The sequence below is a fragment of the Paenibacillus sp. MSJ-34 genome (assembly GCF_018918005.1).
Taxonomy (GTDB): Bacteria; Bacillota; Bacilli; order Paenibacillales; family Paenibacillaceae; genus MSJ-34.
This window is the reverse complement of record NZ_JAHLPR010000013.1, coordinates 54,542-79,872: the sequence shown is the minus strand read 5'-3', so window position 1 is coordinate 79,872 and position 25,331 is coordinate 54,542. Positions and strand designations below refer to the sequence as shown.

At 50.0% G+C, this 25,331-nt stretch carries 19 protein-coding genes, 1 tRNA gene and 3 pseudogenes; 4 read left to right on the top strand and 19 right to left on the bottom strand.

The features are described from left to right. The first annotated feature begins 5 nt into the window (after nucleotides 1-5). Both KQI79_RS08875 and KQI79_RS08870 read left to right on the top strand, forming a co-directional pair. Entirely contained in the window at nucleotides 6-1,373 is a 1,368-nt protein-coding gene (locus KQI79_RS08875) for an MATE family efflux transporter (protein ID WP_216537873.1), read from the top strand. A gap of 56 nt (nucleotides 1,374-1,429) precedes the next feature. After that, nucleotides 1,430-1,954, top strand: a complete 525-nt coding sequence (locus KQI79_RS08870) for an AAA family ATPase (protein ID WP_216537872.1) — start codon at nucleotides 1,430-1,432, stop codon at nucleotides 1,952-1,954. Nucleotides 1,955-2,298: 344 nt separating this feature from the next. Here KQI79_RS08870 and KQI79_RS27985 read toward each other — a convergent pair. The 17 genes and pseudogenes from KQI79_RS27985 to KQI79_RS08785 form a co-directional block, all read right to left on the bottom strand. After that, a pseudogene (locus KQI79_RS27985) lies at nucleotides 2,299-2,608 on the bottom strand (ATP-binding cassette domain-containing protein); the annotation flags it as partial. 33 nt (nucleotides 2,609-2,641) lie between these two features. After that, nucleotides 2,642-3,943 (bottom strand): alanine racemase, encoded by a 1,302-nt coding sequence (locus tag KQI79_RS28190; RefSeq protein ID WP_367398151.1) that lies wholly within the window; start codon nucleotides 3,941-3,943, stop codon nucleotides 2,642-2,644. Nucleotides 3,944-4,018: 75 nt separating this feature from the next. Then, nucleotides 4,019-4,156, bottom strand: a pseudogene (locus KQI79_RS27465) (hypothetical protein); the annotation flags it as partial. A 113-nt stretch (nucleotides 4,157-4,269) separates the two neighbouring features. Next, entirely contained in the window at nucleotides 4,270-5,493 is a 1,224-nt protein-coding gene (locus KQI79_RS08850; protein ID WP_216537871.1) for an MFS transporter, read from the bottom strand. A gap of 42 nt (nucleotides 5,494-5,535) precedes the next feature. Further along, nucleotides 5,536-6,363 carry a carbohydrate ABC transporter permease gene (locus tag KQI79_RS08845; RefSeq protein ID WP_216537870.1) on the bottom strand — a complete coding sequence of 276 codons (828 nt, stop codon included), beginning with the start codon at nucleotides 6,361-6,363 and terminating at the stop codon, nucleotides 5,536-5,538. A gap of 10 nt (nucleotides 6,364-6,373) precedes the next feature. Beyond that, nucleotides 6,374-7,258: a carbohydrate ABC transporter permease gene (locus KQI79_RS08840; protein ID WP_216537869.1), complete on the bottom strand. Its 885-nt coding sequence runs from the start codon at nucleotides 7,256-7,258 to the stop codon at nucleotides 6,374-6,376. Between the two features lie 70 nt (nucleotides 7,259-7,328). Next, nucleotides 7,329-8,627, bottom strand: a complete 1,299-nt coding sequence (locus tag KQI79_RS08835) for an ABC transporter substrate-binding protein (RefSeq protein WP_216537868.1) — start codon at nucleotides 8,625-8,627, stop codon at nucleotides 7,329-7,331. A 55-nt stretch (nucleotides 8,628-8,682) separates the two neighbouring features. Continuing rightward, nucleotides 8,683-9,987 carry an alpha-galactosidase gene (gene melA / locus KQI79_RS08830; protein WP_216537867.1) on the bottom strand — a complete coding sequence of 435 codons (1,305 nt, stop codon included), beginning with the start codon at nucleotides 9,985-9,987 and terminating at the stop codon, nucleotides 8,683-8,685. A 263-nt stretch (nucleotides 9,988-10,250) separates the two neighbouring features. Next, nucleotides 10,251-13,178, bottom strand: coding sequence for a DUF4832 domain-containing protein (locus tag KQI79_RS08825; protein ID WP_216537866.1), 2,928 nt, complete (start codon nucleotides 13,176-13,178; stop codon nucleotides 10,251-10,253). Between the two features lie 519 nt (nucleotides 13,179-13,697). Next, nucleotides 13,698-13,946 (bottom strand): hypothetical protein, encoded by a 249-nt coding sequence (locus tag KQI79_RS08820; RefSeq protein WP_216537865.1) that lies wholly within the window; start codon nucleotides 13,944-13,946, stop codon nucleotides 13,698-13,700. Between the two features lie 500 nt (nucleotides 13,947-14,446). After that, the gene (locus tag KQI79_RS08815) at nucleotides 14,447-15,493 is read right to left on the bottom strand and encodes a LacI family DNA-binding transcriptional regulator (protein ID WP_216537864.1); all 1,047 of its coding nucleotides are present in this window, start codon (nucleotides 15,491-15,493) and stop codon (nucleotides 14,447-14,449) included. Nucleotides 15,494-15,870: 377 nt separating this feature from the next. Next, nucleotides 15,871-16,247: pseudogene (gene tnpA / locus KQI79_RS08810) on the bottom strand (IS200/IS605 family transposase). Nucleotides 16,248-16,705: 458 nt separating this feature from the next. Next, nucleotides 16,706-16,792: transfer RNA gene (locus KQI79_RS08805), tRNA-Leu, on the bottom strand. A gap of 95 nt (nucleotides 16,793-16,887) precedes the next feature. After that, complete coding sequence (locus KQI79_RS08800) at nucleotides 16,888-17,208, bottom strand: TFIIB-type zinc ribbon-containing protein (RefSeq protein WP_216537863.1); 321 nt, start codon at nucleotides 17,206-17,208, stop codon at nucleotides 16,888-16,890. An 85-nt stretch (nucleotides 17,209-17,293) separates the two neighbouring features. Beyond that, nucleotides 17,294-17,509, bottom strand: a complete 216-nt coding sequence (locus KQI79_RS08795; protein ID WP_216537862.1) for a hypothetical protein — start codon at nucleotides 17,507-17,509, stop codon at nucleotides 17,294-17,296. Between the two features lie 183 nt (nucleotides 17,510-17,692). Beyond that, nucleotides 17,693-18,022, bottom strand: a complete 330-nt coding sequence (locus KQI79_RS08790; protein WP_216537861.1) for a hypothetical protein — start codon at nucleotides 18,020-18,022, stop codon at nucleotides 17,693-17,695. Nucleotides 18,023-18,116: 94 nt separating this feature from the next. After that, nucleotides 18,117-18,689, bottom strand: a complete 573-nt coding sequence (locus KQI79_RS08785) for a xanthine phosphoribosyltransferase (RefSeq protein WP_216537860.1) — start codon at nucleotides 18,687-18,689, stop codon at nucleotides 18,117-18,119. Nucleotides 18,690-18,839: 150 nt separating this feature from the next. Here KQI79_RS08785 and KQI79_RS08780 point away from each other — a divergent pair, with 150 nt between their 5' ends. Together KQI79_RS08780 and KQI79_RS08775 are read left to right on the top strand one after the other, a co-directional pair. Next, nucleotides 18,840-19,505, top strand: a complete 666-nt coding sequence (locus tag KQI79_RS08780) for a DNA uptake lipoprotein (RefSeq protein WP_216537859.1) — start codon at nucleotides 18,840-18,842, stop codon at nucleotides 19,503-19,505. Between the two features lie 231 nt (nucleotides 19,506-19,736). Then, nucleotides 19,737-20,792, top strand: coding sequence for a YkvI family membrane protein (locus KQI79_RS08775; RefSeq protein WP_216537858.1), 1,056 nt, complete (start codon nucleotides 19,737-19,739; stop codon nucleotides 20,790-20,792). Here the strand turns inward: KQI79_RS08775 and KQI79_RS08770 are convergent. Together KQI79_RS08770 and KQI79_RS08765 are read right to left on the bottom strand one after the other, a co-directional pair. Beyond that, the gene (locus KQI79_RS08770) at nucleotides 20,715-24,029 is read right to left on the bottom strand and encodes an AAA family ATPase (protein ID WP_216537857.1); all 3,315 of its coding nucleotides are present in this window, start codon (nucleotides 24,027-24,029) and stop codon (nucleotides 20,715-20,717) included. The two genes, KQI79_RS08775 and KQI79_RS08770, sit on opposite strands and share 78 nt — an antisense overlap. Then, nucleotides 24,026-25,327 (bottom strand): metallophosphoesterase family protein, encoded by a 1,302-nt coding sequence (locus KQI79_RS08765; protein ID WP_216537856.1) that lies wholly within the window; start codon nucleotides 25,325-25,327, stop codon nucleotides 24,026-24,028. Before KQI79_RS08765 ends, KQI79_RS08770 begins: the two co-directional genes overlap by 4 nt. Nucleotides 25,328-25,331 lie beyond the last annotated feature (4 nt).

Here is a 25,331-nt window from a genome sequence, read left to right as displayed (position 1 = left end):
GATCTATGTCAGATGAAACCTTGACATGCGTTAAGCCGCTCTTTACTCGTAGCGCCCTGTTCCGGCTCATCGTTCCACTAGTCGTTGAGCAACTCCTATTGATGACGGTGGGGATGGTGGACACCATCATGGTCACCACCGCTGGTGAAGCAGCCGTGTCTGGCATCTCGCTGGTGGATACCATCAACACCCTCATCATCCAGATATATGCTGCTCTGTCCACCGGAGGTGCGGTGGTGGTGTCTCAATATCTTGGTCGCCGTGATGCAGATCATGTTAAGACCGCTTCCTCTCAACTATTGTATATTATGATTTTCGTTTCCATACTGCTGACCGCGGTGGCGTTAATCTTCAGGCAACACATTTTGTCCTTGATTTTCGGAAGGTTAGAACCTGCTGTCATGGATAACGCCTTGATTTACTTCCTGCTAACTGCTTCTGCTTTCCCATTTATAGGTATTTATAACGCCGGAGCAGCCTTATTCCGGGCTATGGGAAACAGCAAGGTGTCTATGTATTGTACACTGACCATTAACCTCATCAATATTTCAATCAATGCCCTGTTAATCTACGGCTTTAACATGGGGGCTGCCGGGGCAGGCATCGGCACATTGGTTTCCCGCATAGCTGCGGCAGTTATCATCATGACCCTGCTCAACCGTTATGATTATGGCGTTCGAGTGGCGGATATTCTGCGGTTTCGGTTTCAGGGAGATATGGTCAAACGTATTTTGTTCATCGGTATCCCCAACGGTTTGGAAAACGGTATGCTGCAGGTTGGTAAGTTGCTGGTACTTGGCTTGATTACAACTTTAGGCACCTCTGCCGTGGCAGCTAATGCCATTGCAAACAGTATAGGTGGAGTAATCAATGTACCCGGTATGGCTATAAGTTTGGGGGTTATCACGGTTATCGGTCGATGCATAGGAGCCGGCGAAATAGAGCAGGCCGTCTACTACACCAAGCGCTTAGTAATGGCTACCTACCTTTGCACGGCAGCGATGGGGACTTCGCTCTTTTTTTCAGCTGGTTTTCTGGTCGCCTTGTTTAACCTTAGCCTCGAAGCGGAGGCAATGGCTGTCGATATCCTTCGTTTGTGTTCCATTGGTATTATTTTTATATGGCCTTTGGCATTTACCTTGCCGAACTCCCTACGTGCCGCAGGCGATGCCTTTTATACTATGGCGGTTTCGCAGTGCTCGATGCTCATCTGCCGGGTGGCATTGAGTTATGTGTTTGCCTGTTTTTGGGGATTGGGTCTTGATCTGCTGGGCGTATGGTTGGCTTCAGTTATTGACTGGGTCGTACGGGCTGTGTTTTTCCTATTCCGCTATAAACAAGGTAAGTGGAAACGCATCAAGGTCATTCGATGACCGAGATAATTAAAAAGTCAATTAATAAGCTTTTATAAAAAAGGAGTTAACTTGATATGGAAAAAGCGATTTACTTAATTACAGGCGTCATGGCCTCAGGGAAATCAACAGTAGCGGAGCTTCTAGCTTCCAAAATGGGAAAAGGTGTTCATCTGCGTGGCGATGTATTCCGCCGAATGATTGTTTCTGGCCGTGAAGATATGTCCGCTGAGCCGTCCGAAGAGGCAATCCGCCAGCTATATTTGCGTTATCATTTAACTGCACAGGCAGCTAAGACCTATTATGACAATGAATTTTCTGTTGTTTTGCAGGACAATTACTATGGAGAGGAATTATCCTATATGCTGGAACAGTTAAAGGGTTATACGGTCCAGTTAGTTGTGTTGTGTCCAACGGTTGAGGTGGTAAAAGAGCGGGAAAAATCACGAGGAAAAGTCGGGTACACTGGCTTTACGGTAGAACAGCTGTATTCTGATTTTTTACAAGAAACTCCTAAAATCGGATATTGGTTGGACACCTCAGAACAGTCGCCGGAGCAATCGGTTGATGATATATTACTGCACTTTCGAAAATATGGATAAATCCTTTCAAAAATACTTCCTGCCGGCACTGCCATTCTAGAAAAAAAGCCGCAAATGCGGCCTGTAATCATTGAATACTTAAAAAAAAGAACCATTGTTTCCCCAAATGTTACAACGTCCATACTTTCCCATCTTTCATAAAGAAAGAGAATCCATTAAGCCGATGAGACTCTTTCTCTTGCTTATTCAGTAATTTCTGCAATCACATCAATTTCAACTAATATATTGGGAAGACCACTTTGTACTGTGGTGCGAACAGGATAAGGCTTTGAAAAGAATTCCTGATTATTTTTCTAACACAGAGCGAAGGAATTGTTTGGTCCTTTCTTCAGATGGGGAAGAAAATATTTGACGACTACCATCGTCATACCTTCTTTTGCAAGCTGTCTCATAACAGAAAGAACCTCTCCCACAAGTTCTGGATCCAGAGCGGATGTTGGTTCGTCAAAAAGCATTGCTTTCGGTTTCATAGCAAGTGCTCTTGCAATGGCAATTCTTTGTTGCTGACCACCCGAAAGCTGTGTTGGATACGACCTCTTTTTTCTCAAATAATCCGACCTTTACAAGAAGTTCATCCACCGTTTTATCTGCTTCTATAGCTGAGACATCAAGAGCATGAATCGGACCAATATTTATATTTTCTTTAACTGTTTTTTAAACATAATTATCCCCTCTCATTTTTTACAATTATTTATTCTTTCCTCTGGCGCTAACCGGGAAAGACGAAACCACTTCTTCTCCACATACTGTAATCAGTTCATCGCAGAGGTTTGGAATCATACAGGAATGATTAGGAATCACGGTTAATTTCTGCCCGACTGATAGTTTAATTGATTTATCAAAGCGGAGATAACCATGTTCCTCATTTAACTTGTAAATTTCAATATCTGGATGTTCGATAATATAACCATAACCTTTGGCGAACGAAGCACTATCTGAGGTAAGTGTCTTTGAACCTGCATCAATTACAGCCTGTCCAGGTGCTACAGCACTAACAACGGTTACAATAACTCTTAATGCACATTCCTCAATCGAAACCATTCCTGTTGCAAGTTGTGCTTGGTCGTGGAAAATATAATTTCCAGCACGGACCTCTGTTACCCCATGCATATACTCTGCAAATTTGGATGAAATGGATGAACCACCACTTACTTCTTTGATATTAAACCCAGCTTGCCGGAGGGCATCTGCTGTGGCGGATAGCGTATTAGATTCTTCTTTTGCCATCTCTTGGATACTTTCTTTTTCATTCATTCCATAAATTTGTCCTGCGTAAGAAAGAACGCCCATAATATCAATACCGGGAAGGTTACGAATACTTTCCGCAAAATGAACGGTATCTTCTCCTGGCTGACGCCCACAACGGTGAATACCGCCATCTATCTCTATATAAACCGGAATCTTTCTATCAAGTTTCTTTCCTACATTGGAGAGTCCTTCCGCTACTTCCCGACTGTCTATCACAGTTTTAATGTCGATCTTTTCGGCAAGTGCTTGAAAGCGGGCTAAATTCTTCTCTCCAACAACAGGAAAGGCAAGAAGGATGTCATCAAATCCTTCTGCAGCAAATACTTCCGCTTCGCCAAGTTTGGCACAAGTAATGCCTTTTGCTCCTGCATTTTGTTGCATTCTTGCTAAAAATGTTGATTTATGTGTTTTGATATGCGGACGATGTTTAATTCCCGCTTTTTGCACAATTTCAGCCATTTTACTTATATTTCGCTCTATAATGTTAAGATCTACAATTACCGCAGGTGTGTCTAAGTCCTTAATCATGATTGTTGCTCCTTTTATTTTTATAGCTCGTACCTCATCCAGTATCTGATAGAGGGTAAATTTCGAGATATCAAAAAACTGACATACGCGATCCCCAGCTTTTTTAATTAAAAAAGCACCTCGTTGATCTAAAAATTGAATTGCCTTAGTTTTATCTTCCTTCGTCATGTGCGACACAGGCTTGCCGGATTCATGGACGTCGTTGACAAACACTTCTTTTACTTCCTGTTCGAAAGAGTGCTTGGTGATGCTTCATAACGTATTTTCTGCCGTCAAGAAATCTGATATCTAAATTAATACAAAGAGCTCCAACATTTTTTTATCGATATCTTTTAGATAAACTGTGGAGGAACGCAAAATTTTTCCGTTTTTTGTTTGTGTTATGTAGTTAATACGGTTACCGTTTTCAGTTGTACCGCGCATTACTTCAAGACCTAAAAATGCTCAATCAGCTTTTCCTTGTTCGGCTCCGGCTTCACGTTCGGCCAAAGACAATATGGCATCGGGATTTAGTTCCCCGACAATGTAGACAATTTTGCTCATGTCAGTTCCCTCTCTCTAGTTCGTGGAAATTTCGTCTTTCGAAATATCAGCCACACCGCAACACCTTGCAGGGTTCCCGCGCAAACAAAAGCGATCCATAGCGCCTCTGTCCGCAGCGAATCGGCGAATGGAAGCAGAACGACCAAGGGGACGGCCCGGCCGAAGTTCAACAGCGATTCATACAGAACGACGGATTCGATTCGAAAGGCCCCCTTCAGCGGAAGCTTATCCGTCTCAGCAAAAAAACGGGACATAAATGTATTGTGATAGACTGGATTTAGACAGGCGACAACGGCCAAAAACACGAGCACCTGCACCGTCCCCATCCCACCGGACAGGAGAATCGCGCTCAGCGCGATGCCGAGAGAGCACACCCGCATATAGACGGGAGCGCGTTCCATCGTCCCCCTGCGGGACATGTAAAAACTGGACGCCACCGAGACGAGCGATGTCGCCGCCAGTACGATGCTAACGACATTCTCACGTTCGAACACCTCGTAGAGCACCAACGCCGGAATGAAAAGTGTTAGTCCTTCCAGGAATCCGGTGCAAAACCACAGTCCTAGAAACTTCATCCACTGCGGGTTTCGACGGGCCATCACACCTGTTAAACCAAGCAGATAACGCCTCCGCCTGGAGGGCTTCTTACGGATAAGGAGAGATATCGCAAACACGGCCACGAACACGGCCAATGTCAAGCAAAAGGCATACAGATAGCCGGTCAGATTCTCGCTTCTGCCGATCAACCATCCACCCGAGAGCGGGCCAATCAAGCCGGCCCCGGTCAGTGTCACCGTGCTAATGCCGATATATCGAACTCGATTCAATTTGGCTGACACATCGTACAGCAGTACCAGAATGCCGGCCCAGTAGAATCCAACAGCAAGCCCTTGGCAAAGCGCAATCGCTCCGTAAACGTCGATAATCCCGTCACCTAGCATCAGGATGAGCACGAAAAACACCATGTGCAGAACTAGGCTGATTCTGAGGGTATGTAGCCTGTCATACCGCTTCGCGAACCAGCCCCCGATCCAAAACCCGAGCGGCGTCAATACGTAGAAGAGCGCATTGTAAATCAGATTTAATGCAAACGATTCGCTCAACCGCAGAAAATAAATGTTGAAGAATGTCAGGGATGCCGAGCTGCCGAAAATAAACAGCCCGTGCATCGCCAAAGTCAAGTTTGCTTCCCGTGTCATGTGTTCTTTCTGAATAATCATGCGTCAAGCTCCCTTCGAACAGGGACGAACGATCGACCGATTTCATTTAAACCCGGTCATCGTCAGTCCTTTGATGAATTGTCTCTGGAAGATTAGGAAGATGATGACCACAGGAATCATGATCAATACCGCCGCCGACATAACCACGTTATAGTTCACGACATTCTGCCCGTTGAAAAACACGAGCGCCAGCGGAACGGTCATTTTTGATTCTTCATTCAATATAATCAGCGGCCATAAGTAGTTGTTCCATGAAGTCATGAAAGAGAAAATTGCAAGTGCCGACAACGCTGGCCTGATCTGCGGAAGGACAAGCGACCAGAACGTACGGAATTCGGATGCTCCGTCCATGCGTGCGGCTTCGATTAATTCATTCGGAATCGCCTCGATGAACTGCTTCGCCAGAAAAACGCCGAATGCACTCACCAAATAAGGAATGACGATCGCCGCCAGATCGTTAACCAAGTTAAGCTTGGATATGATGATATAAGTCGGTACCATCACGATTTGAAAAGGAACCATCATTGTAGCCAGAATAATGACAAACAACAAGCGCTTACCCCGAAAACGGAATTTGGCGAAGATATAGCCTGCCAATGCGCTGGTGAACACCGCACCAATCGTGACAATAGCCGAAGTCGATAAGCTGTTCAGGAACCAGCGGAAAAAAGGCACCTCTCCAAGCACCTTCCTGTAGCCCGACAGCGTCGGCTCCTGAGGTAGCAGATGATTGGAGGCGGTCAATATTTCCGCATTGCTCTTGAAAGAGGTCAATACCATCCACAGATAGGGCACGAACATAAGCAAAGAACCGATCAACAAAGTCGTAAATAACAACATATACGACCATTTCCATTTTTTCGTCCGCATGTCGTCCTCCTTAATGCTCCCACTTTGATCTACCGATCCGCATCTCGATCAGGGTCAGAACGAGGATAATGATCAGCATGACGAATGCCATAGCAGAAGCGTAGCTCATATTCATGTACGTGAAGGCTTGATCATAGATGTTAAGAGCCAGCACATAGGTTTCGTACAGAGGTCCGCCCTTGGTCATAATCTGGAATTGAGGGAACATCTGGAAATACGAGATGCTGGTCATAATGAACACAAACAGCATGGTACGGCTCAGCATGGGAAGCGTGATGCTCCAGAACGCATGCCAAGGAGAGGCTCCGTCCAACTCCGCCGCTTCGTAAAGCGATTCGGGGATGGAGTCGATGCCTGCCATGAACAACACGATGTTATAACCGACGTCGGCCCATAACGTCATAATGATAATGGACAGAAGCGCCGTAGAAGGATTCGACAGCCAATCGACCGAAGGCAATCCGAACATATCAAGAGCCATGTTAACGACTCCGCTATCCGCGTTGAACATCGTTGTCCAGATGATGGCAGAGCCAGCCAACGGCGCGATCGCGGGAAGGAAAAACATCGTGCGAAAGCTGTTTTTCCAAAAACGGCTGCGAATCTTGTTAATACCTATTGCAATGAGCAACGTCAAGGCGATATTCGCCGGAATGGCCACCCCCACGAAAGTGAAAGTAACTCGCAGCGATTTATAGAACATCTCATCGGATAGTAGCTCCCGTATATTCGTCAAGCCAGCGAATGGAACAGAAGATGATAAGGGCGAATAATCAAAAAACATCAGCACGGTGCCGATTCCGATGGGAATGACGGAGAACACCAAAAATAAAAGAACAATTGGCGTCAGTGAAAAGGCGACGAATCTCCGCTCGGATACTTGCTGTTTCGACATCTGCGAACCTCCTCCAAATCGAAGCAGCGGGAGGCGCGGCTTCGATTGCCTCCCGCTGCTTCATCATCAATTACTGCTTGGCTTTCAGCATCTTGTTTATTTCGTCCTCCGCCTTTTTCAAACCGTCCTTCAAGCTCGTTTTTTCATTGGTGATCTCCGCGTACACATCGGTGATCACTTGGAAGAAGTAATCCCGGTCGGCAAGCGGCCCGATCCAGCGGCCGTGAGGAAGAACATCGAGCGCCGCTTTCACGGCCGGAGCGCTCTCCAAATACTTCGGATCCTCAGCGACACGCTTATTCGCCGGAATAGACGAGGTACGGAGATTCCAGTCGAACGCGTTCTCCTCCTCCATCATGAATTGCACGAAATCCCAGGCCGCTTCGGCATTGGCACTATTTTTGGATACGACTTCTCCCCAGCCGGATTCGGCACTGAATATTGGTGGACCGTCTCCGTAGGAAGGGATTGGCATGTAATCGAAATCTTGAACATTAAACGTGTTATAGCCTTCCGCAATCGTCCATGGCCCTGCCGTCGTCATCGCCGACAAGCCTTTGAAGAAGACCATGTAAGGCTCTTCCGGTGTTCCGAACTTAGTCAGGTCAGTGACTTTGTGTACATTGACCAGATCGACCAGCTCTTGCATGGCTTTCTCCGCTTCTGGTGTAGAGAAGTTCACCTGCGTGCGATCCTCATTCCAGAAATCGGCGCCCTGCTGCTGGATAAGTGACAGGAAATAGAATACAACGCTGTCTTTGGAGGTGATGTCTAGCCCCCGGACGGTGATTTTATCACCCTTGCGTTTGGTCAATGTTTTAGCGTTTTCTATCAATTCCGCCCAGGTCGTCGGATCCTTATCAATACCGGCTTCTTCGAACATTTTCGGGTACCGTAGCGCTGCCCCGTTCTCCATATTGAATTCGTGCGGCACGCCATACACTTGGCCATCGTATTGGAATCCGCCGATAGCTGCAGAATAGACTTCGGCTTCGAGCTCAGCTCCGTTTGGCGCCGGCTCCAGCAAGTCGTTCTTCGCATATTCCCTTACCCAGGTTCCGAACATTTGTACAATATCCGGAGCTGTTTTCGTATTCATCGACACTCTAATCTTCTGAACGAACGCATCGTATGGGAAGATTTGAAGATCGATCGTCACATTGGGTTTCACTTTCTTGTAATCTTCAATCAGCTTTTTGTTGGCCTCAACGAACGAAGGACTCTCGTGAACCCACCAGACCAACTTGATCGGCTTATCTCCATCCTTGCCCCCCGACTCCCCTGTCGCATTATTGCCGCCCGAGCAACCGGCGAGCGCCAGACTTCCCATTAGCATCAGAGCCATGAGCAATAAAATCGTCTTTTTCATAAAAACATTCCCCCTAATGAATTTGCTATATGAATGACATACTTGTTGCCGGCGATTAGTGTAGTTCTGCGATAAAAGGCTTCTCCGCCTCGTACAATTCGTCGAACATCGAGCGAATCTCGTCGAGAGAACATACCGCAGCCGTAAGCGGATCGATCATTAACGCATGCAATGCCGCTTCCTTGTCACGATTCAGCACGGCGGAGACCGCCAACTCGAAGAAGGCCATATTGCTTCGGCACAGGGCCGCCAGATGTTCAGGCAACTTACCGAAGTGCGTCGGATGAATGCCATTACGATCGATCAGGCATGCGACCTCGACGACTCCATCATTCGAAAGATTGTCAATCAAACCGGTGTTGGCAACGTTTCCATAAATGACCTTAGGCGTATGATTAATCATCGCATCAATGATCACGGCCGCGTATTCATTGGAGGATTCGAAGCTGATCTCTTCCTGGCCAGAGATCCGGCGTAGAATCTGCTCGTCGTTCTCTTGTCTCCAGATTGGCCAGTTGTTGGCGTAGAATCCGGTACCGCCGTTATAGCCGACTCCACAATGCCGCTCTAGCAAGTCCTCGCGCTTGCGGTAATAAGGAATATACTCCGAGAAATGACCACTCGATTCGGATACGAATGCTCCCAGGTACTTCATGGCATCCAATCTTACCGGATCCTTCCTCAGCAACTCGGGATTCTTCATCCTCTCTTTGAGCTCGGGATACAAATCCCGTCCGTTCCGCGACAACTCTACGAACCAGGACATATGGTTAATGCCGCCCGCTCTCCATTTCAATTCCTCGTATGGAACGTCCAAATACTTCGCGAGCTGTGTTGACGTGTTCTGAATGGAATGGCACAGCCCGACCACGGGAATTTCCGTCGTTTTGACGGTGGCAAGCGTAACAGCGGACATCGGATTCGTATAATTCAGAATGACGCAATCTGGACAATAGGCTTCAATATCGCGGATAATGTCCAGCCACGCTGGAAGCGTTCTCAAGGTTTTGAACAGTCCCCCCGGCCCAAGCGTATCGCCGATGCATTGCTTGACCCCGTATTTCAAAGGAATTTCGTATTCGTACTTTACGGTCTGTAGGCCATGAACTTCAATCTGGTTGATGACGAAGTTCGAGCCCGGAAGCACTTCCTTGCGCTCCGTCGAAGCGGCGATGTTCCACTTCCTCCCAGCAAGGAGTACGACCTTCTCCACCAATTGTCTAGCCAGTTCCAAGCGATCCGGCTCAAGATCAATCAAACCAACCGTCACCTCGTCGCCCAGGTTCGGAATGTTGATCATATCTACGACGATATCCTTAGTGAAACTACTTCCTGCGCCTATAATCGTTACTTTGTTCATTGGTGCTCCCCTTCGCAAAACATATTTTTGGGCCCGAAAATAACGCAAAATTCACCAATATATGCCCAAAGTTTTCTAACATGATTTTATATCTTTTGGGGCAAAAAAGTCAACGAGAAAATTGTTATTTCCGAGAAAGTTGTTTTCTTATATCCGGTTTGGGGAAGGAAGTTAGGAAAATAAGAGGAGGGCTCACGCCCTCCAATGAAATTTCGCCCCTCTACTCTACACATGATATTGCGTTTAATGAGATCGGCTGTCGTTTATTTGTCTGTCGACGCTTCCAAAAGCTTCATCAGCATAGCGGCCAGATCCGCGCGGGTCGCATTGCCTTCCGAATCAAATAAGTTGTCCCCCTTGCCGTTTGCTTTTGCATAGTTGTTGAGAATACGCGCCATATCCTGTCGTACGATTGTATCCTCCGGGCCAAATTTACCATTGCCGTATCCTAATAAAATACGGTTATTTGCCGCCCATTTCACTGCGTCGTTGTACCATTTTCCAACCGCCACATCGTTAAAGGGATTAGGAAGACCATTCGCGTCATGACTCCCTTCAAGACGGTACAGCACGGCCACAACCATCCCCCGCGTAACGGTCATATCGGGACTGAACGTGTCAACTTCCGTACCAATCATAAGGCCGTGGTCATACGCAACAGCCTCAAAAAACCAATCGCTGTCTTTTACGTCCACAAAAGGTATTTCCACCTTCTTGTCCTGTCCTACTACATACAACGAAAGATGGTTGGTTGTAAATGTAACGGCTTTCGTCGGAGAGTCATATACGCCATCCAGCTTTTCAAGCTCTCCCTTATCGTTCAAATACCATACCGCAACGGGAGTTTTCCCGGAATAGGGTACAGTGACAGTGATGGTGCCGTCAAAGTTCTGGATTGCCTGTGAACCCGAAGAAACAGAAACATCAAACACCGAATCGCCGGAGTTTATGACTGCCTTCTGCGCCGCCGTCAAACTCGATTGGCTAACCCCACTTACCTTCACCATTACATGGTTTCCGTTTGCCTGTGCCGCCAGCGAAGCAACCGCATCTTTATCAAACGTTACCGTTCCCTGTGGGAATTTAATTTCCACGGCAAGCCCCGCATCTGCGAAACCCGTCCATGCGGTTTTCGGCATAGCCGCGTTTGTCGCATCGGACACTTTGGAAAGGTCAATTGTCGCCGTGCCTTTTTTGACATTCGAGATTATTTCATTTACTTTACTGGTCGGCATAGTAAGCGTCACCGTCCCACCGGTTTGCGCATAAACGACTGAAACTGATCCGTCCCCTGCCGGAACAGTTGTCTGAGGCCGTGTGCTGTCGACGCTGCCGCTATCGACGCTACCACCATCACTACTGCCGCCATCACCGCCGCCACTATTAATCCATGGAGCATTCACTTTAGTCGAACCCATTAAGTTTGCACCGAGGGAAGCATCCCAAATATCGTGGTTCGCAAACTGTATACTACGCTTGTTCGCGCTCGTTTCTTTCGGATCATTGATCTTCAAATAAATATCATAGTCACCAAGAGGCACCTCACCAAATGCGCTCATAGGAATAGAGAAGTTCAAATCACGCCATGCAGCGGTATTGTCTGCCCTGCTGTCCAAATCAGGCCGCCAATCTCTTGCGTCAAGGTTCGTAAGTGCCGTGTAAGTTTCAGAGCCATCCTGGGCTTTTAGAATGACCGACACGTTCTTCTTGTTTACGACATTACCAAAACCAACGTTTTGGATCTTCCCCTCGAACCTCAGGGTACCGTTCTGCTCTACCCATTCGCTCACATTAGCCTCACGCAATACTAACCGGTAGCCCAGTCTGTCACGTATATATTCCATTCCGCTTCTGCCGTCATAAACCGGATCAAAGATTACCGTTCGAGTCACTCCATCGTGTGGAAGCGTAAACGGTGCCGTAACATTCTCTTCATTATAAACAAAGTCACCCCAAAGTTGATAAGTGTCCTTGTTATAACTTGTATTCAAATGAGTGGCTTGTGCATAAGCGGATTCATAAAGAACACTCGGAAGATTGGAATAGATATTATCGGGTTCACCAGGGCTAACTGTTTCACCGCCATAGAAGTTATTTTGATTTCTCATCCACGTTAAAACAACGTTGCGATCAAAATCATCCGGATCCCCAGTTCCAATTAAAGCATACCCTTCGGAAAGCGAGCCATTGTCATTATACCATTTGTCGTCCAAACCCCGCGAATAACTATCGTTGAACATACCAAAACGTTGCGCCTGCGTTCCGCGTGCCGGGGCTGGCATTGGATTCGTAAAGCTATAATCGGTTCCATACGTTTCGTTATGCCATGCCATGACTCCGCCCGCATGTACTAAAATCGAACGCGAATCGGGAACATAGTCCAGCAATGCATTCAAAAGCCAGGCGTAACCTTCCGGAGTTTTGGAATAGGATGATGAGTGCATTTCGCCCCATGGGCCAAAGATCCCCCCTTTAACAACCATTATGCTATCTTCGAATTCGCTGAAAACATTTCCAAGCTGCCAAAGATGATATTGTACCCAGTTTTTGTCCTCATGACCTGGTATGCCGCTCAAATCAGATTCCTCTTCCACGCGATCTTCCTCAAGCTCTGCTGATTCGTACCAAAGCCGACCTTTTGGCGCCCCTGGTTCGCAATCATGAATGATCTGGTCATAATCTCCAGTATCAGCATAAGTGTAGCCCTGTCCGTCATAATTAAATTTCACAATGGCAACAGCTTCGCTGTCTCTTACTTTTTGAAGTACTGCCCTTACATAATCAAGCGCAGCGGGTGTTAAAGGTTGAGTTTCTCCATAATCTGGCGCAAGATCACCCTCAGCACTCCAGGGTCCAAGGGGTTTTCTGTTGAGGGGAGCATTCGATGAAAAGTTTTTTAGGTTAAATTCCAAATAAACGATGCGAGCATCGACAGAGACCTGGGTACCTGTTATAGTGGCCTTTAAGTCGGGGATGTCTGGAGTTGTTCCACTGGTGACCGGAATTACATATTCTTCGGGTCTATAGAAGCCCCTGTCCGGATTCGGAATATCAACAGGATTCTCCGTATAGTTAAGCGCTTGCAATACAAGCGGGGCTACTCCTCTATTCGCCCTCGCGACATCGAACGAGCTTGACATCACCAGGCTAACGATTAATAGGATCGCAAGCATTCCGAATACTTTTTTCATAGCCTAACCTCCAAATTAGTATAGTAAAATTCGGGTTATTCGTTACATCCACTTTGCTCATCGCTAACCCCCTTTGCGAAACTTATTTTTGGGCCCAATATTTTACGTAATTTTTCGCCCATATTTTTCTAATATGATCTTATATTCTTTGGGGCAAAAATGTCAATGAGAAAATGATTATTCACAGAGTTAATCATTGACCACCCGTCCAACGGGTGGTCATGATTTCAACCCCATTTTGAATTGGAAAAAATATTTGTAAAATGTGGCTGATTTTTCGAAAAAACACTTGACATTTTCCGAAAACATCCAAAAAATCGCGTGAAGGGGTATGACCCTTATCACACCAAGAAACAGCGCAAACGCAAGGGGAAGGCCAAAGAAGGCAAGAAGAAATACGAGAAAGCCCCGACAACCACACCCGGAAGAGTCGAACGCCTGGTCCAATGGATGATGCGTCGTGCCCGCGGTATAGCCGATTGCAACCATCTTCGTCTTTACTCCCAGCCCAACTGCAACTCAGGTTGGGACAGCGCCAGAGAAAAATACTTTAACGGTTACCACCTGTATATGATCTCTGCGGCGGACAGTAAGCACGATTTGCCCTTGTATCCGCGACTTCAGCCTGCCTCGCAGCATGATGCCGTCAGTCTGGTCATGAGCACGGTAGACAAAATGCTCCTCGACGCTGCTTATGATGCGGAGGCCATATACCTTCTCTTGGAGCATCAAAGCATCGAGCCGTTCATTGGTTAGCCTTTTGGGCATTCACTGACTCTTACCTCCTCCAGTACGTGAACAAAGCAGGGGCTCTTTCCTCCACAAGGTTGTGTTGTCCTTTTGCTTCACGGATACTACAACCCCCTCCGCCACCCTTCTCGCAGCTCGCCACTTCACCTTTCGGGCTTATAGGGTCGCTCTTTACGACGTTGCCGTGCGAGGTAGGGTTTCCCTAGTTCCAGACACAACTTTCTCAACATGCCGTTCCCCATACACCGGAGCTGCGGCAGGATTCACTTGATGTTACGGCCTGCTGATTTGCTCGCACTCTCTTGAGAGTTACTTTGTCACAGGGCTTCAACCTTAGGGTCTCTCCACCAACTGCCTGTCAGCCACGAGGCGACTTGGCTCTTACACCTCGACCGGACTCACACCGGTTAGTTGTGCCTAACTTGGCTAGACGCGCAAACAAAAAAAACCGTCCTCCCACATCGGGAGAACAGTTCCTTCATCGTCGCCTATTCGGAAAAAACTCGTTACCGTCTACACTAAACTCTTGTCGAAGAACCCCTGATCTTCAAGTCGTAAGGAAGTAACGCTCTGATCGGGAAGTTCATCCTTCCTTCCAGGCGGTCGGACAGCAAGTAAGCCGCCATTTGGCCGATCTCATATTTCGGAACATGTATCGTCGACAACGGCGGGGAAGTATATTGGGAAATATCAATATTATCGACCCCAAAGAAAGCCATGTCATCCGGAACGCGCAAACCCGCTTCCGTAACCGCGCGCATAGCCGAGATTGCCATCACATCGCTCGCCACGAAGAAGGCCGTCGGTAATTCCGCTCGCGGCGTCTCCTTCACCAACCGACTCATCAATTCGAAGCTGGTCTCAATCTGCCACTCCGCGTTCAAAATCCACCTTCGCTCCAGTTCGATATCGGCCTCAAGCAGAGCGTTGTGATAGCCTCGAAATCTCTTCTCACGATAGATGTCTCCCGACAACCCCAAGCCGCCGATAAAGCCAATTTTCCGGTGTCCTTGGCTGATCAGATGCCGAACCGCCGCTTGAGATGCGGCTACTCTATCGTAAGAAACTGTAGGAATCTTCGGATCATTCACATCGACACCGACAATGGTCGGGATGTGCTTCTTGAGAGACGCGTAGATCGGCGTGTCGATGCCCTCGATAATAATCACGCCGTCTACCTGGCTTTCTTGAATGACCTGCTGCTGTACCGAAGGATCACGAAGCTCGTCCCTCGTATGAATGAAAGCCAGCCCATAGCCTCTGTCGGCCAAGCCTTTCTCTATGCCCTTCAACACCAGCGAGAAGTACGGGTACGAATAATTTTCCTGGGGGAGCGAAATAATGCACCCGACTCGCTTTCGCTTTGTAACAACAGGCTCTATGCCCCTATCCACGATCGACCGCCTTGACCACCCTTTCTTTCGGTAACCGAGCTCTTCGGCGGTGATCAGGATTTTTTCTTTCGTAACAGCGTTAACGATCTTGCTGTCATCGTCGTTCAGCACTCGCGATACGGTCGATATGGAGACGCCCACTCTCTCAGCAATATCTTTTAATGTAGCCACTTTCGCACCACCTTTGATTCTTGGGCCCAAATCAAGCATCTTTATCATAGCGAATACGGGACGCTCCTGTCAAATTGTAATTCCTCTAATAAAATCATGATCACCCGTCCAACGGGTGGTTTGCTCTTAGGGTATAACCCCCTGTTGCCAAACTGCGCCTAAAGACGCCAGCCTGACAACAAAATTGTTCAGGCTCAGTGTAATTTGTCATTTTCACTTACCAGTTAAACTGGTTTACTTCTTCTTGCTACTGTTTCTGATAAATGGATCTTCATACTCTTTTACACTTAGTTTATCAACTGCTTGGCCATGTGCTTCCACGGCGAATTCATGTTTACTCATTTTACCATTTCATCATTTAAACCAATTTTTAAAAGTTAGCTTTTCCCAGTCGCGTTTGGCATCCACCATCCGTTCCAGTTAATTCCTGTGTGAATTCGCTGTGCATGTGCTTCTTGTTCACGTATATATTTTGCGACGGTTGCTTCATTTAAGCCTACTGTGCTGACGTAGTATCCCTCCGCCCAAAATTTTCGATTGCCATATTTATACTTCACACTGCCATGCTTCTCGAATATCATCAGTGAGCTTTTTCCCTTCAGATATCCCATAATGAGATTTTTGGTGGAATCGCTACTAACATATGCACATGATCTGGCATCATGTGACTCTCTAATATATCCACTACCTTGTATTTAATAGTCTCTCGGCATTGGCCGAGGCAGATGGGACGAGGATTTCCTTGTACCACCAAACCTCCTTTCCTCCTACTTTTGTGGGAGTATTTTTTATTGTAACCCCGTTTCGAATTGGAAAAAAATATTTCCGAAATGGGGCTGATTTCTCCAACCCCATTCACCGGAGAGTTCTTCCGCGCTGCGTTTCCAAGAGCTTCACGCGTTCCATGGCCTTCGCCCAATGTTCCGAGGCTCGGCTCTCTCTTGTCCTTTGCAGGTTCTTTTTGACGATGCGGCATGATTCACTTGATGTTACGGCCTGCTGATTTGCTCGCACTCTCTTGAGAGTTACTTTGTCACAGGGCTTCAACCTTAGGGTCTCTCCACCAATTGCCTGTCAGCTGCGAGGCGACTTGGCTCTTACCTCGACCGGACTCACACCGGTTAGTTGTGCCTAACTTGGCTAGGCGCGCAAATAACAAAAAGGTTTCCGCTCTGCCAGAAAACGCAGATCAGAAACCTGTCATTGTTGAAATGGTGCGGTCGAGAGGACTCGAACCTCCACGGGGGTTAGCCCACACGGACCTGAACCGTGCGCGTCTGCCAATTCCGCCACGACCGCATTTATCTAACGACAAAGAATAATATATCACGGACTACTACCTAATGTCAACAAAAAGCTAGAAATAAATTTCGCGATATAGGCTTCATTCTATTTCAATCAAACAAATCTCCGAAGACGTCCAGTACGGACTTCTTCTTTTTCTTATAGCCATGCTTGGAATATCCGGGATGGGAGTCGTAATGCTTATCATGATCGCGATAAGGTTCCCGCCGTTCATAGCTGTCGTCTCGACGCTCATATTGTTCGTCATACCAGGAATTGAAGGCAGGACGCATTTCCCGCACATCGCTCATCAGCTTCTCCAGTTCGCCGCGATCGAGCCACACTCCCTTGCATTCCGGACAAACGTCGATCATAATTCCTTCCTTTTCCACTTCGCGCATGCGCACATCGTTGCATATCGGGCATTTCATTGCTATATCCCTCCACAATTCGACTTATCACTATGTTACGCAAGGCTTGGCTTAAAGTTTCATTTTTATACGTGTGCGAGATCGTTTATATAATAGGATTCTGCCGCTCCTCGTCGAACGGCTGGAACAGATAAGTCCGTTTCACTTGCACGACTCTCCGATTTTGGCGGCGGATCAGCGCATGCTCGTCGTCCCATGCCACGACAATTCCGATCACGTCGTTTCTTTCCAAAATGTCGCGTACAACTCTAATTTTCGTTCCCGCTTGCCGGTAAGCGTCCAATTGCTCTTCCGAGATCATATCCTCCAACTCCTAATGGTATGATGATGCAAAAAGGCCCGAATGATATCCATTCAGGCCTATTCGCTTGCTTGTATATGCGATGTGCGATTGTAACAACCGATTGTTGCTTAAACCTTGCACAGAACCTATCTGATATCCTCTAGCACAAATACAGCCTATCCTTCCTACTCGGCAAGGACGTTACTGTTCCACATGCTCTTTCGTATCGTTCGTTTCGAACCAAAAATCGAGTACTTTGGCCGACATGACACGATTTCGGATGTAATCGATCTGTTGCGGCGTAAACTGCTCCGACCACGATACGTCCAACTCCTCGCATAATTTGACGATCGTAAGCAGCTCCGACCAAGCTACATACCGTTTGTACCAAAAAAACTGAGGATGTTCAATCATATAGGGGTAAAGGTCATCGAATTCAGTATGTTTGCAATCCAAGGCGCGTTCAAAATGAACTTTGGCATCTGACAACTTTTGCATAAAAAACTCAACAGAAACTAGGTCTTTCCCCATTATTTTTGCCTCCTCCCCTCAAACTTACCCTTATTATAAGCGAAAAGCAAACCGGGTGCAAAGGGACTGATTGGAATACCGCAGGCAAAATTTGCTACACTTCAAACCGAATTTGGCCGCCTTCAAGCGAAGCGATTTTGACGAGCGATTCCAAACGAATGCCTTGTTCGCGGAACATGCGGGCCCCCGGCTGGAAACATTTCTCCACAACGATGCCCATGCCGACCAATTCGGCTCCGCGCCGTTCGATAATTTTAAGCAGACCCCGCGCGGCGTCCCCGTTCGCGATAATATCGTCGATCAGCAATAGCCGGTCATCCTCCGCGATAAATTGCGGGGATATCATAATATCGGTGACGATTCCTTTCGTGAACGATGGAACGCGTTCGTGCAGAGCGTCATGCTCGCCGATCAGCGCCTTCTTGCGGCGGGCGAACACCATAGGAACGCCAAGCTCGTACGCGACGGCAAAAGCGACCGGAATGCCGGACGATTCGATCGTTACAACTCGCGTTACCCCTGCATCCGCGAACCGGCGGGCGAATTCCCTGCCCATTTCCATCGTCAGCTTCGGATCTACCTGGTGGTTGAGCAGGGCGTCCAATTTCAACACTTGGTCCGACAAAACTACCGCTTCCTTCAAAATTCTCTGTTTCAACAATTCCATGTTACGACCTCCAAGCAAATCCTTTAATTGAAATTACCATACGAACGATCTTTCGATCAAGAAAAATATTGCCGCCAAAAACGAAACTATTTGACCGTTTGAACCGTTAATAATATGTATAATGCAAAATTTAACATTGAGGTGACCGAGATGAAGCGTAACTATATAACGATTCTGGCCTTGCTGACGGTTATCGCCGTATTGGCTGCGGCATGCGGGAACAAGCAGGAACTTGAACAACATTCCGCCGGACCGGATCAAGAGGCAACCTCTTCCGTTCCCGCGTTCCAATCGGATGCGACGCTCCCGTTCAAAACCGATACCAATAAAGTGAAAGAACCGCTTGAAATTTCGGCCAGCAAAGATAAGGATCAAACGGCGAAAGAGCAAACCGGAACGGAGAAGAAAACGGGAGCGGGCTCGTTCGATCCCGACCGCCCGAAGTTAGGCGGCATCGCTTTGTTCGAGAAGAAGGACGCCGTTGTGAAGATGCTCGGCAATCCGGTCGAGCAATACACCCTTGAAGACGAGCCGTCCATGACGATTTATGAATACGACGGACTACATATCGGGTTTCATAAAGACGATACGGTGCAATTCATCGAGGTGAGCGGTGCCGATATCGTCACCGGCTTGCAAGGTTTGCAGATCGGCGATCAAGAACAAGCCGCCGTTAAAGCGCTTGGCAAACCCGATTCCGACACGAGTTTCGTATACAGCTACAATGCGAAAGACTCGCTGCTCAAGCTGGACATCGATCCGAAGACGGAAACGATTCTGTCGATCAAACTATTTGTCGTTGAGGAATCCGCGTAAATGGCGCGGATTCCTTTTTGCTTATCAAGATCGCCACTTTAAGTCATGTCCCACCCCCTACTCACATACCTTGTACTATAAGAGGTTGTTCAAAAAGGAAAATTTTGTGCGGCAAAACTCGCTACGGAAGCATGGGCTTCCGGTTCTCGCAACCTTCCCGGTGCTGAAAAGCCGACTTTTTGAACACGCAATATAAAGGGTACAAACCGTGAGCTCAGGGGGTAGGAAAAGATGAAGCATGTCGTCAAAGTGCTGCAAATCGCATTTACATATATCGGAACGGTCGTAGGAGCCGGGTTCGCCACCGGGCAGGAGATATTGCAATTTTTTACCCAATACGGCAATTGGGCCCCCTTGACGATTATTGCCGCGACCTTGTTATTCATTTGGCTCGGAACGAAGGTGATGCTCCTATCCTTCGATATTCGGGCCAAGTCGTATGAAGATTTGAACAAGCATCTATTCGGCGAACAGGGCGGACGTTGGATCAGCCTTTTTTTAATGATCATCTTGATCGGGGTCAACAGCGTCATGCTGGCCGGCGCGGGCTCGTTATTCGTGGAGCATTTCAACATTCATTATCAGACAGGGCTGTTGTTCACCCTATTTTGTTCCTATATATTGCTGAGCAAAGGAATCAAGTCGATTCTCGCCTTAAATTCCGTCGTCGTGCCGCTTATGCTGACGTTTACCGTGCTGATCGTACTGAATACGATGCGATCCCCTTATTCCCATCATTGGATTACATTGATCAGCGATCGCAGCTGGAGCGCCACATGGGCGGCGCCTTTCTTATATACCGCCTTCAATTTGGCGATGGCTCAAGCGGTTCTCGTTCCCGTCGGCGCCGCCATGCCGAATAAAGCGGTCATACGCTGGGGCGGATGGCTGGGCGGCTTGGGCATCGGCCTGATGCTGCTGGCGGGTCATTTTGCGCTCTCCGCCTATATGCCCGGCATTACGCAGTTCGAAATCCCGATGGGCAGCATCGCTTACCAATTGGGACACATCGTGCAGTTTATTTATCTATTTCTTATTTTCCTGGAAATATTCACTACCTATGTAGCCGACATCTTCGGCGTAACGCTGCAAATCAGGCAGCGCTGGCTGCCTGAAGCGCATCCGCAATGGATTACGGCGGGCATTATGCTCGTCTGCTATACGATCAGCCAATTCGGATTCAGTTCGCTTCTGTCGATTCTTTATCCGTTATTCGGATTGTTCAGCCTCGTCTGGCTCGTCATGATCGTGTCCAAGCAGCGGAAATCGGCCGATCCCCTCGGATAGCGCAATCACATTCGCATCGCGAATCCGCTCCGTCGCGGTCCGCACGACATGCTCATGGCATGTCGTCATAACGATTTGATGCCGGTCGCGCATTGAACTCAATACGTCAAACGTATGGCTTAACCGGTTCAAATCGAAATTGACGAATATATCGTCAAGGATGAGCGGCATATGCGGATGTGCCGCAAAGGCGTCGGACAAAGCGAGCCGCATCGCGAAATAGAGCTGCTCCGCCGTGCCCCGGCTTAACAGGGAACTGTCCGCAAGCGCGCCGTCCTCGCGTTCCGCCACCATTCGCTTCTCGCCGAGAGGAGCGAATACGCGCCGGTAGCGCCCTTCCGTCATCGCCGCAAAGTAAGCCGAGGCCGTTTGCAAAACAAACGGTTGCCGTTCCTCCTCGTATATGCGTCTCGTCCGTTTCAGCCATTCCAAGCTGATCGCATAGGTTGCGTAGCGGCCGATCTTCTCATGCAGAACCGCGAGTTCCCCTTCCTTCCGCTGCAAATGGTCTTCATGCTCGCTCGCTTCCCGCAGTTGATCCAATTCGCCGAGCAAGCGTCCGCGCCGTTCCTGCAGTTCTCCGATCCGGGCTTCCGCTGCGGAAATGTCCAGCCTGACGAGCCGGACGGCTTCGCCCAAACGGTCCGCATCATACCGCTCCAGCACTTCCGCGAGCCGATCTATGGATGCGGAATGAGCCGTTGCGATATCCAAGTGGCGCAGCGCCTGCTCCAATTGAACTCTACGCTCCGCCTGCCTTACATGGCGGCGAAACTGCTCCTCGTCTTGCGCCGCTGCAAGAGCAAACAAACGCTCGGTTTTCTCCCGCGCTTGTCCGAGCCGGGCGGCGATCTCCTCCCGTTCTTCCGCCAGCTCCGTCCGCCGTTCGTTCAAACGCGCGCTTCGCTGCCGCGCCGCCTCATGACGTTCGAGCCTGTTCTTCTGCCGCTTCAACTCGTATGCAATATCCGCGAATGGGGGCGGATCTCCGCTCGCATCGCCCTCCGGATCGCTTCGTTCGAGCGCAGCCAATAACGTCATGCAAGCTTCCTCGAATACGGCGATCCGTTCGGATATCGCTTCCTTCTTCGCATGACGCTGTTCCATGCGCTGAAGCAGTTCCATCGCCTGCTCCGCCGTTCGGAATATATCATGCGCGGCCTCCGGCGACAGCCCTTCCGGCAACGATTGCGACCGCAGCCATTCGTCCCACGCCTCCGCCAGTTTGCCGGCGGCGCGCGCCTCCTCTTCCCGCTCGCGTTCCAGCGCCTCGAGCGCTCGCCGCAAACTTTCTTCCGCCTGCGCACTCTCGCGGTAACGGGCCCGGAGCTGTTCCGTTTCCCGATGCCAATCGAACCATTCGTCCATCATTGGGCGCAAGGCGTTGATTCGCTCTTCGAAATCCGCATCCGTTACGTCCGGATGTTCCCGGACGGCGGAAACCGCGGTTTCCCCGATCGCGGGCTGGCCGCGGTAACCGGCCGGAGAACGAACAAGGGAACGGAACAGCTCGAGCATACGCAAGTCGTCCATGCCGGACAAGGACGATGGTTCGTTCTCATCCGCTTCGCCCCCCGCAAAGCTGCCCGCTCGACGCATTCCCTTGCCGGGCCGTTCCTTGCCTCTTGGGCCCGACAAATAGAGGTATGCGTCCAATCCGAGCAGTCCTGCGAGAATAGCCGCCGCCTCCCATATTTGCCCGATCCGCCATAACAGAAACGGCACGATCGCCGTTAACGCGCCGGCCGCGATCAATGTGGCGCGGCGCAATTTCCTCATTTGCTCCGCCGCCGCGTCCTGCGCGGATCGCTGCGCTTCCGCTTGCCGCCGTTCGGTTTGCCGCAGCAGACGGCGTTCGCGCCACCGCTCCGCTTCGCGCACCAGTTCCGCCCATATCCGTTCCCCTTCCTCTTTCGTCCGGGGAATGATATGGCCGAAGCGAAGCTTCCGCTCTTCCTCCGCTTGCTCGAGCCGCCGCCGCAATTCGTCCGTTTCTTCGCCGGCCGCGTCGCATTGCCTTCGCAATCGGCTGCATTCATGCTGCAGCCATTCGCTCCTTCGCGCGTACGCCCGATTCCGTTCCTGCTCTTCCCGCACCCGTTCGCGGCTTCCGGCGCCAAGCGAGAACCGGCGCAATTCGTCCGCCGTCCACCTGGGATCGATCAGCCGCAGCAAACGTTCCAGTTGATTGCGCTCGGCGGAGAGTTCCGCCTCCAACTCGCGCATTTCCGACCGGCGCGCCTCAACTGCGTCCAATTGGCCGAACCTGCCATCGATCTCTTCCCGTTGTTCCAACAGCTTCTCATCGTAGGAGCATGACGCCAGTTCCTCGTCTATTTTCGCTATAGACAGATCTAGCTGCTTGCCGCGTACCTCCAGATGCTCTTGCTCTTGCTGCAGCGTTTGCCAGCGGGACAATGCATCTTCGGGAAACGAAGGGAAGGCGGGAAGCGCGGCCAATTCCCGTTCGATCGCCCGCTTTTCCAGCCACGAATCGCGGTATCCTTGCGCCTGTGCGAATTCGGCTTCGCGCGCACGCAGCGCGGTTAGCGCTTGTTCCGCTTCCGCCAATTCGCCCTCCACCCGTTCCACGAGCGCGGATTGATCGTTAAATTGCTGGATGAGCGCCTTTCTCTGCCGGATTTCCTTATCCAACGCCTCGATCGATTGCATCGCGCGATTGATTTCCTGCGTGCGCCCGCGCGGGCGAAACAGCTTGTCCATTTCCTGCGACAACTTCCGCTCCGCTTGAACGATGCCGCCCCCGCCGCCCAGTCCGGCGTGGAACAAGAAGCCGCTCACCTCTTCCGACTGCAGCGTCCGGATTTGCTGCAGTTCGCTTAGCGAGACGGCGAACAACTGCCGGAACAAATCTGCCGATAAACCGCCGAGCAGTTCGCGTTCCAATTCGGCTTGAGTACATGTTCGCATTTCCCCGCCCGGCGTTATAAGCGAGATGCGCGAACTACCCGCTCCGTTGCGCTCGATCGTCCAGAGGCGGCCGCGGCCGTCCTCAGCAATCATTCGCCCTCCATGCGTTCCGCCGTCAGAGGGTTCGAATCGTTCTTCCGCCTGACGCGAAGGAAATCCGTACAGCATCGTTCGTATGAAAGCGAACATGGTGCTTTTCCCGGCTTCATTCTCCCCATATAAAATCGTGACAGGCGCGCCGCCGAATTGCAATTCAACGTCGCGCAGCGCTCCGAACCCGTGAATATGCAATTCCTTGATTCTCATCGTGCATTTCCCCCGCTTTCGTCCGGTTCCGCGAGCAGCACCGCAGCCAATTCCCGCGCGCGCCGCAACCAATCGTCCCGCTCCGCTTCCGCGGCGCGGGACGCCATTGGCCCGAGCTTCGGCTGCGCCAGCAGCGGCGCGAGCGCTTCGCGCAGCACGTCTTCGCACAGCTCCGGATCGGATGCGGTCCGCCCGGCCAAGCGGAAATATTCGCCGAGGAAGCTGTCTTGCGTTAGCAGCGCTTCCTCGTCGAGCGGCAGCCCGGATTGCACGCGGATCGAATCGAACCATACGGCCCCGCCGCTTTCCGGCCGCATCGATTCGTTATCTCGCAAATGCTGCAGCATCTCTTCCAGCAGCGCGCTCCCTTCGATGCGGGCATGCAGCGCATCCCGGCCGCCAACTGTCAAGCGTACGACAGCCAGACGGCCGTCCGCTTGTTCGCGCACCGTTTCCGCCGCAGCTTCAAGCCGTTCCAACAATGCCTGCTCCGTTCCGGCTCCTGCAATCGAGACGTCTTGCGCGAACCAGCGCACATCGTCGAGCGGATGAAAATCCAAAGACGTTTCCTTCCGTTCGTTTACCGTAACGATATAGCAGCCTTTCGCGCCGGTTTCTTTGACGCTGCGGCCTTGCGTATTGCCGGGATAGACGATATACGGCTCCCGGTGCAGCACTTGCCGTATGTGAATATGGCCGAGCGCCCAATAATCGAAGCCGGACGCCAGCAAATCCCGCATGCCGCAAGGCGCGTAATTGTCGTGGTTGCGGTTTCCGTCGACATTCGCATGCAGCAAAGCGATATGGTACAAATCCGAGCCCGCAAGACGGCGATAGCGCAGCGCCATATTGTCCCGTACCGCTTGTTGCGGGTACGAAACGCCGCAAATCGCCGCGACCTGCTCTCCGTCCGATCGCCGGCGGGCGATTCGGCACTCCGCTTCCGCCGACCCGAACACGAACACGTTATCCGGCCATTGCAAACTTGCCTTCAACCCGTTCTCGGGATCGTGGTTGCCGTGAATGATATACACGGCGATGCCGTGCTCGGCCAGTTCCGCCAAACCGCGCTGCAGCCGAAGCTGCGCCTTTAGAGAACGGTCCGCGGCATCGTAGATGTCGCCGCTCAGCACGACAAAATCGACGTTCTCGCGTATCGCCAAAGCGACCAAATTCCGCAACGCGGCAAACGTCGACTCCCTCAACCGGCCGAGAACGTCCTCAGGAACGTTCGCCATGCCGCGAAACGGGCTGTCCAAATGCAAATCGGCCGCATGAATAAACCGAAACGTACTCATCCGG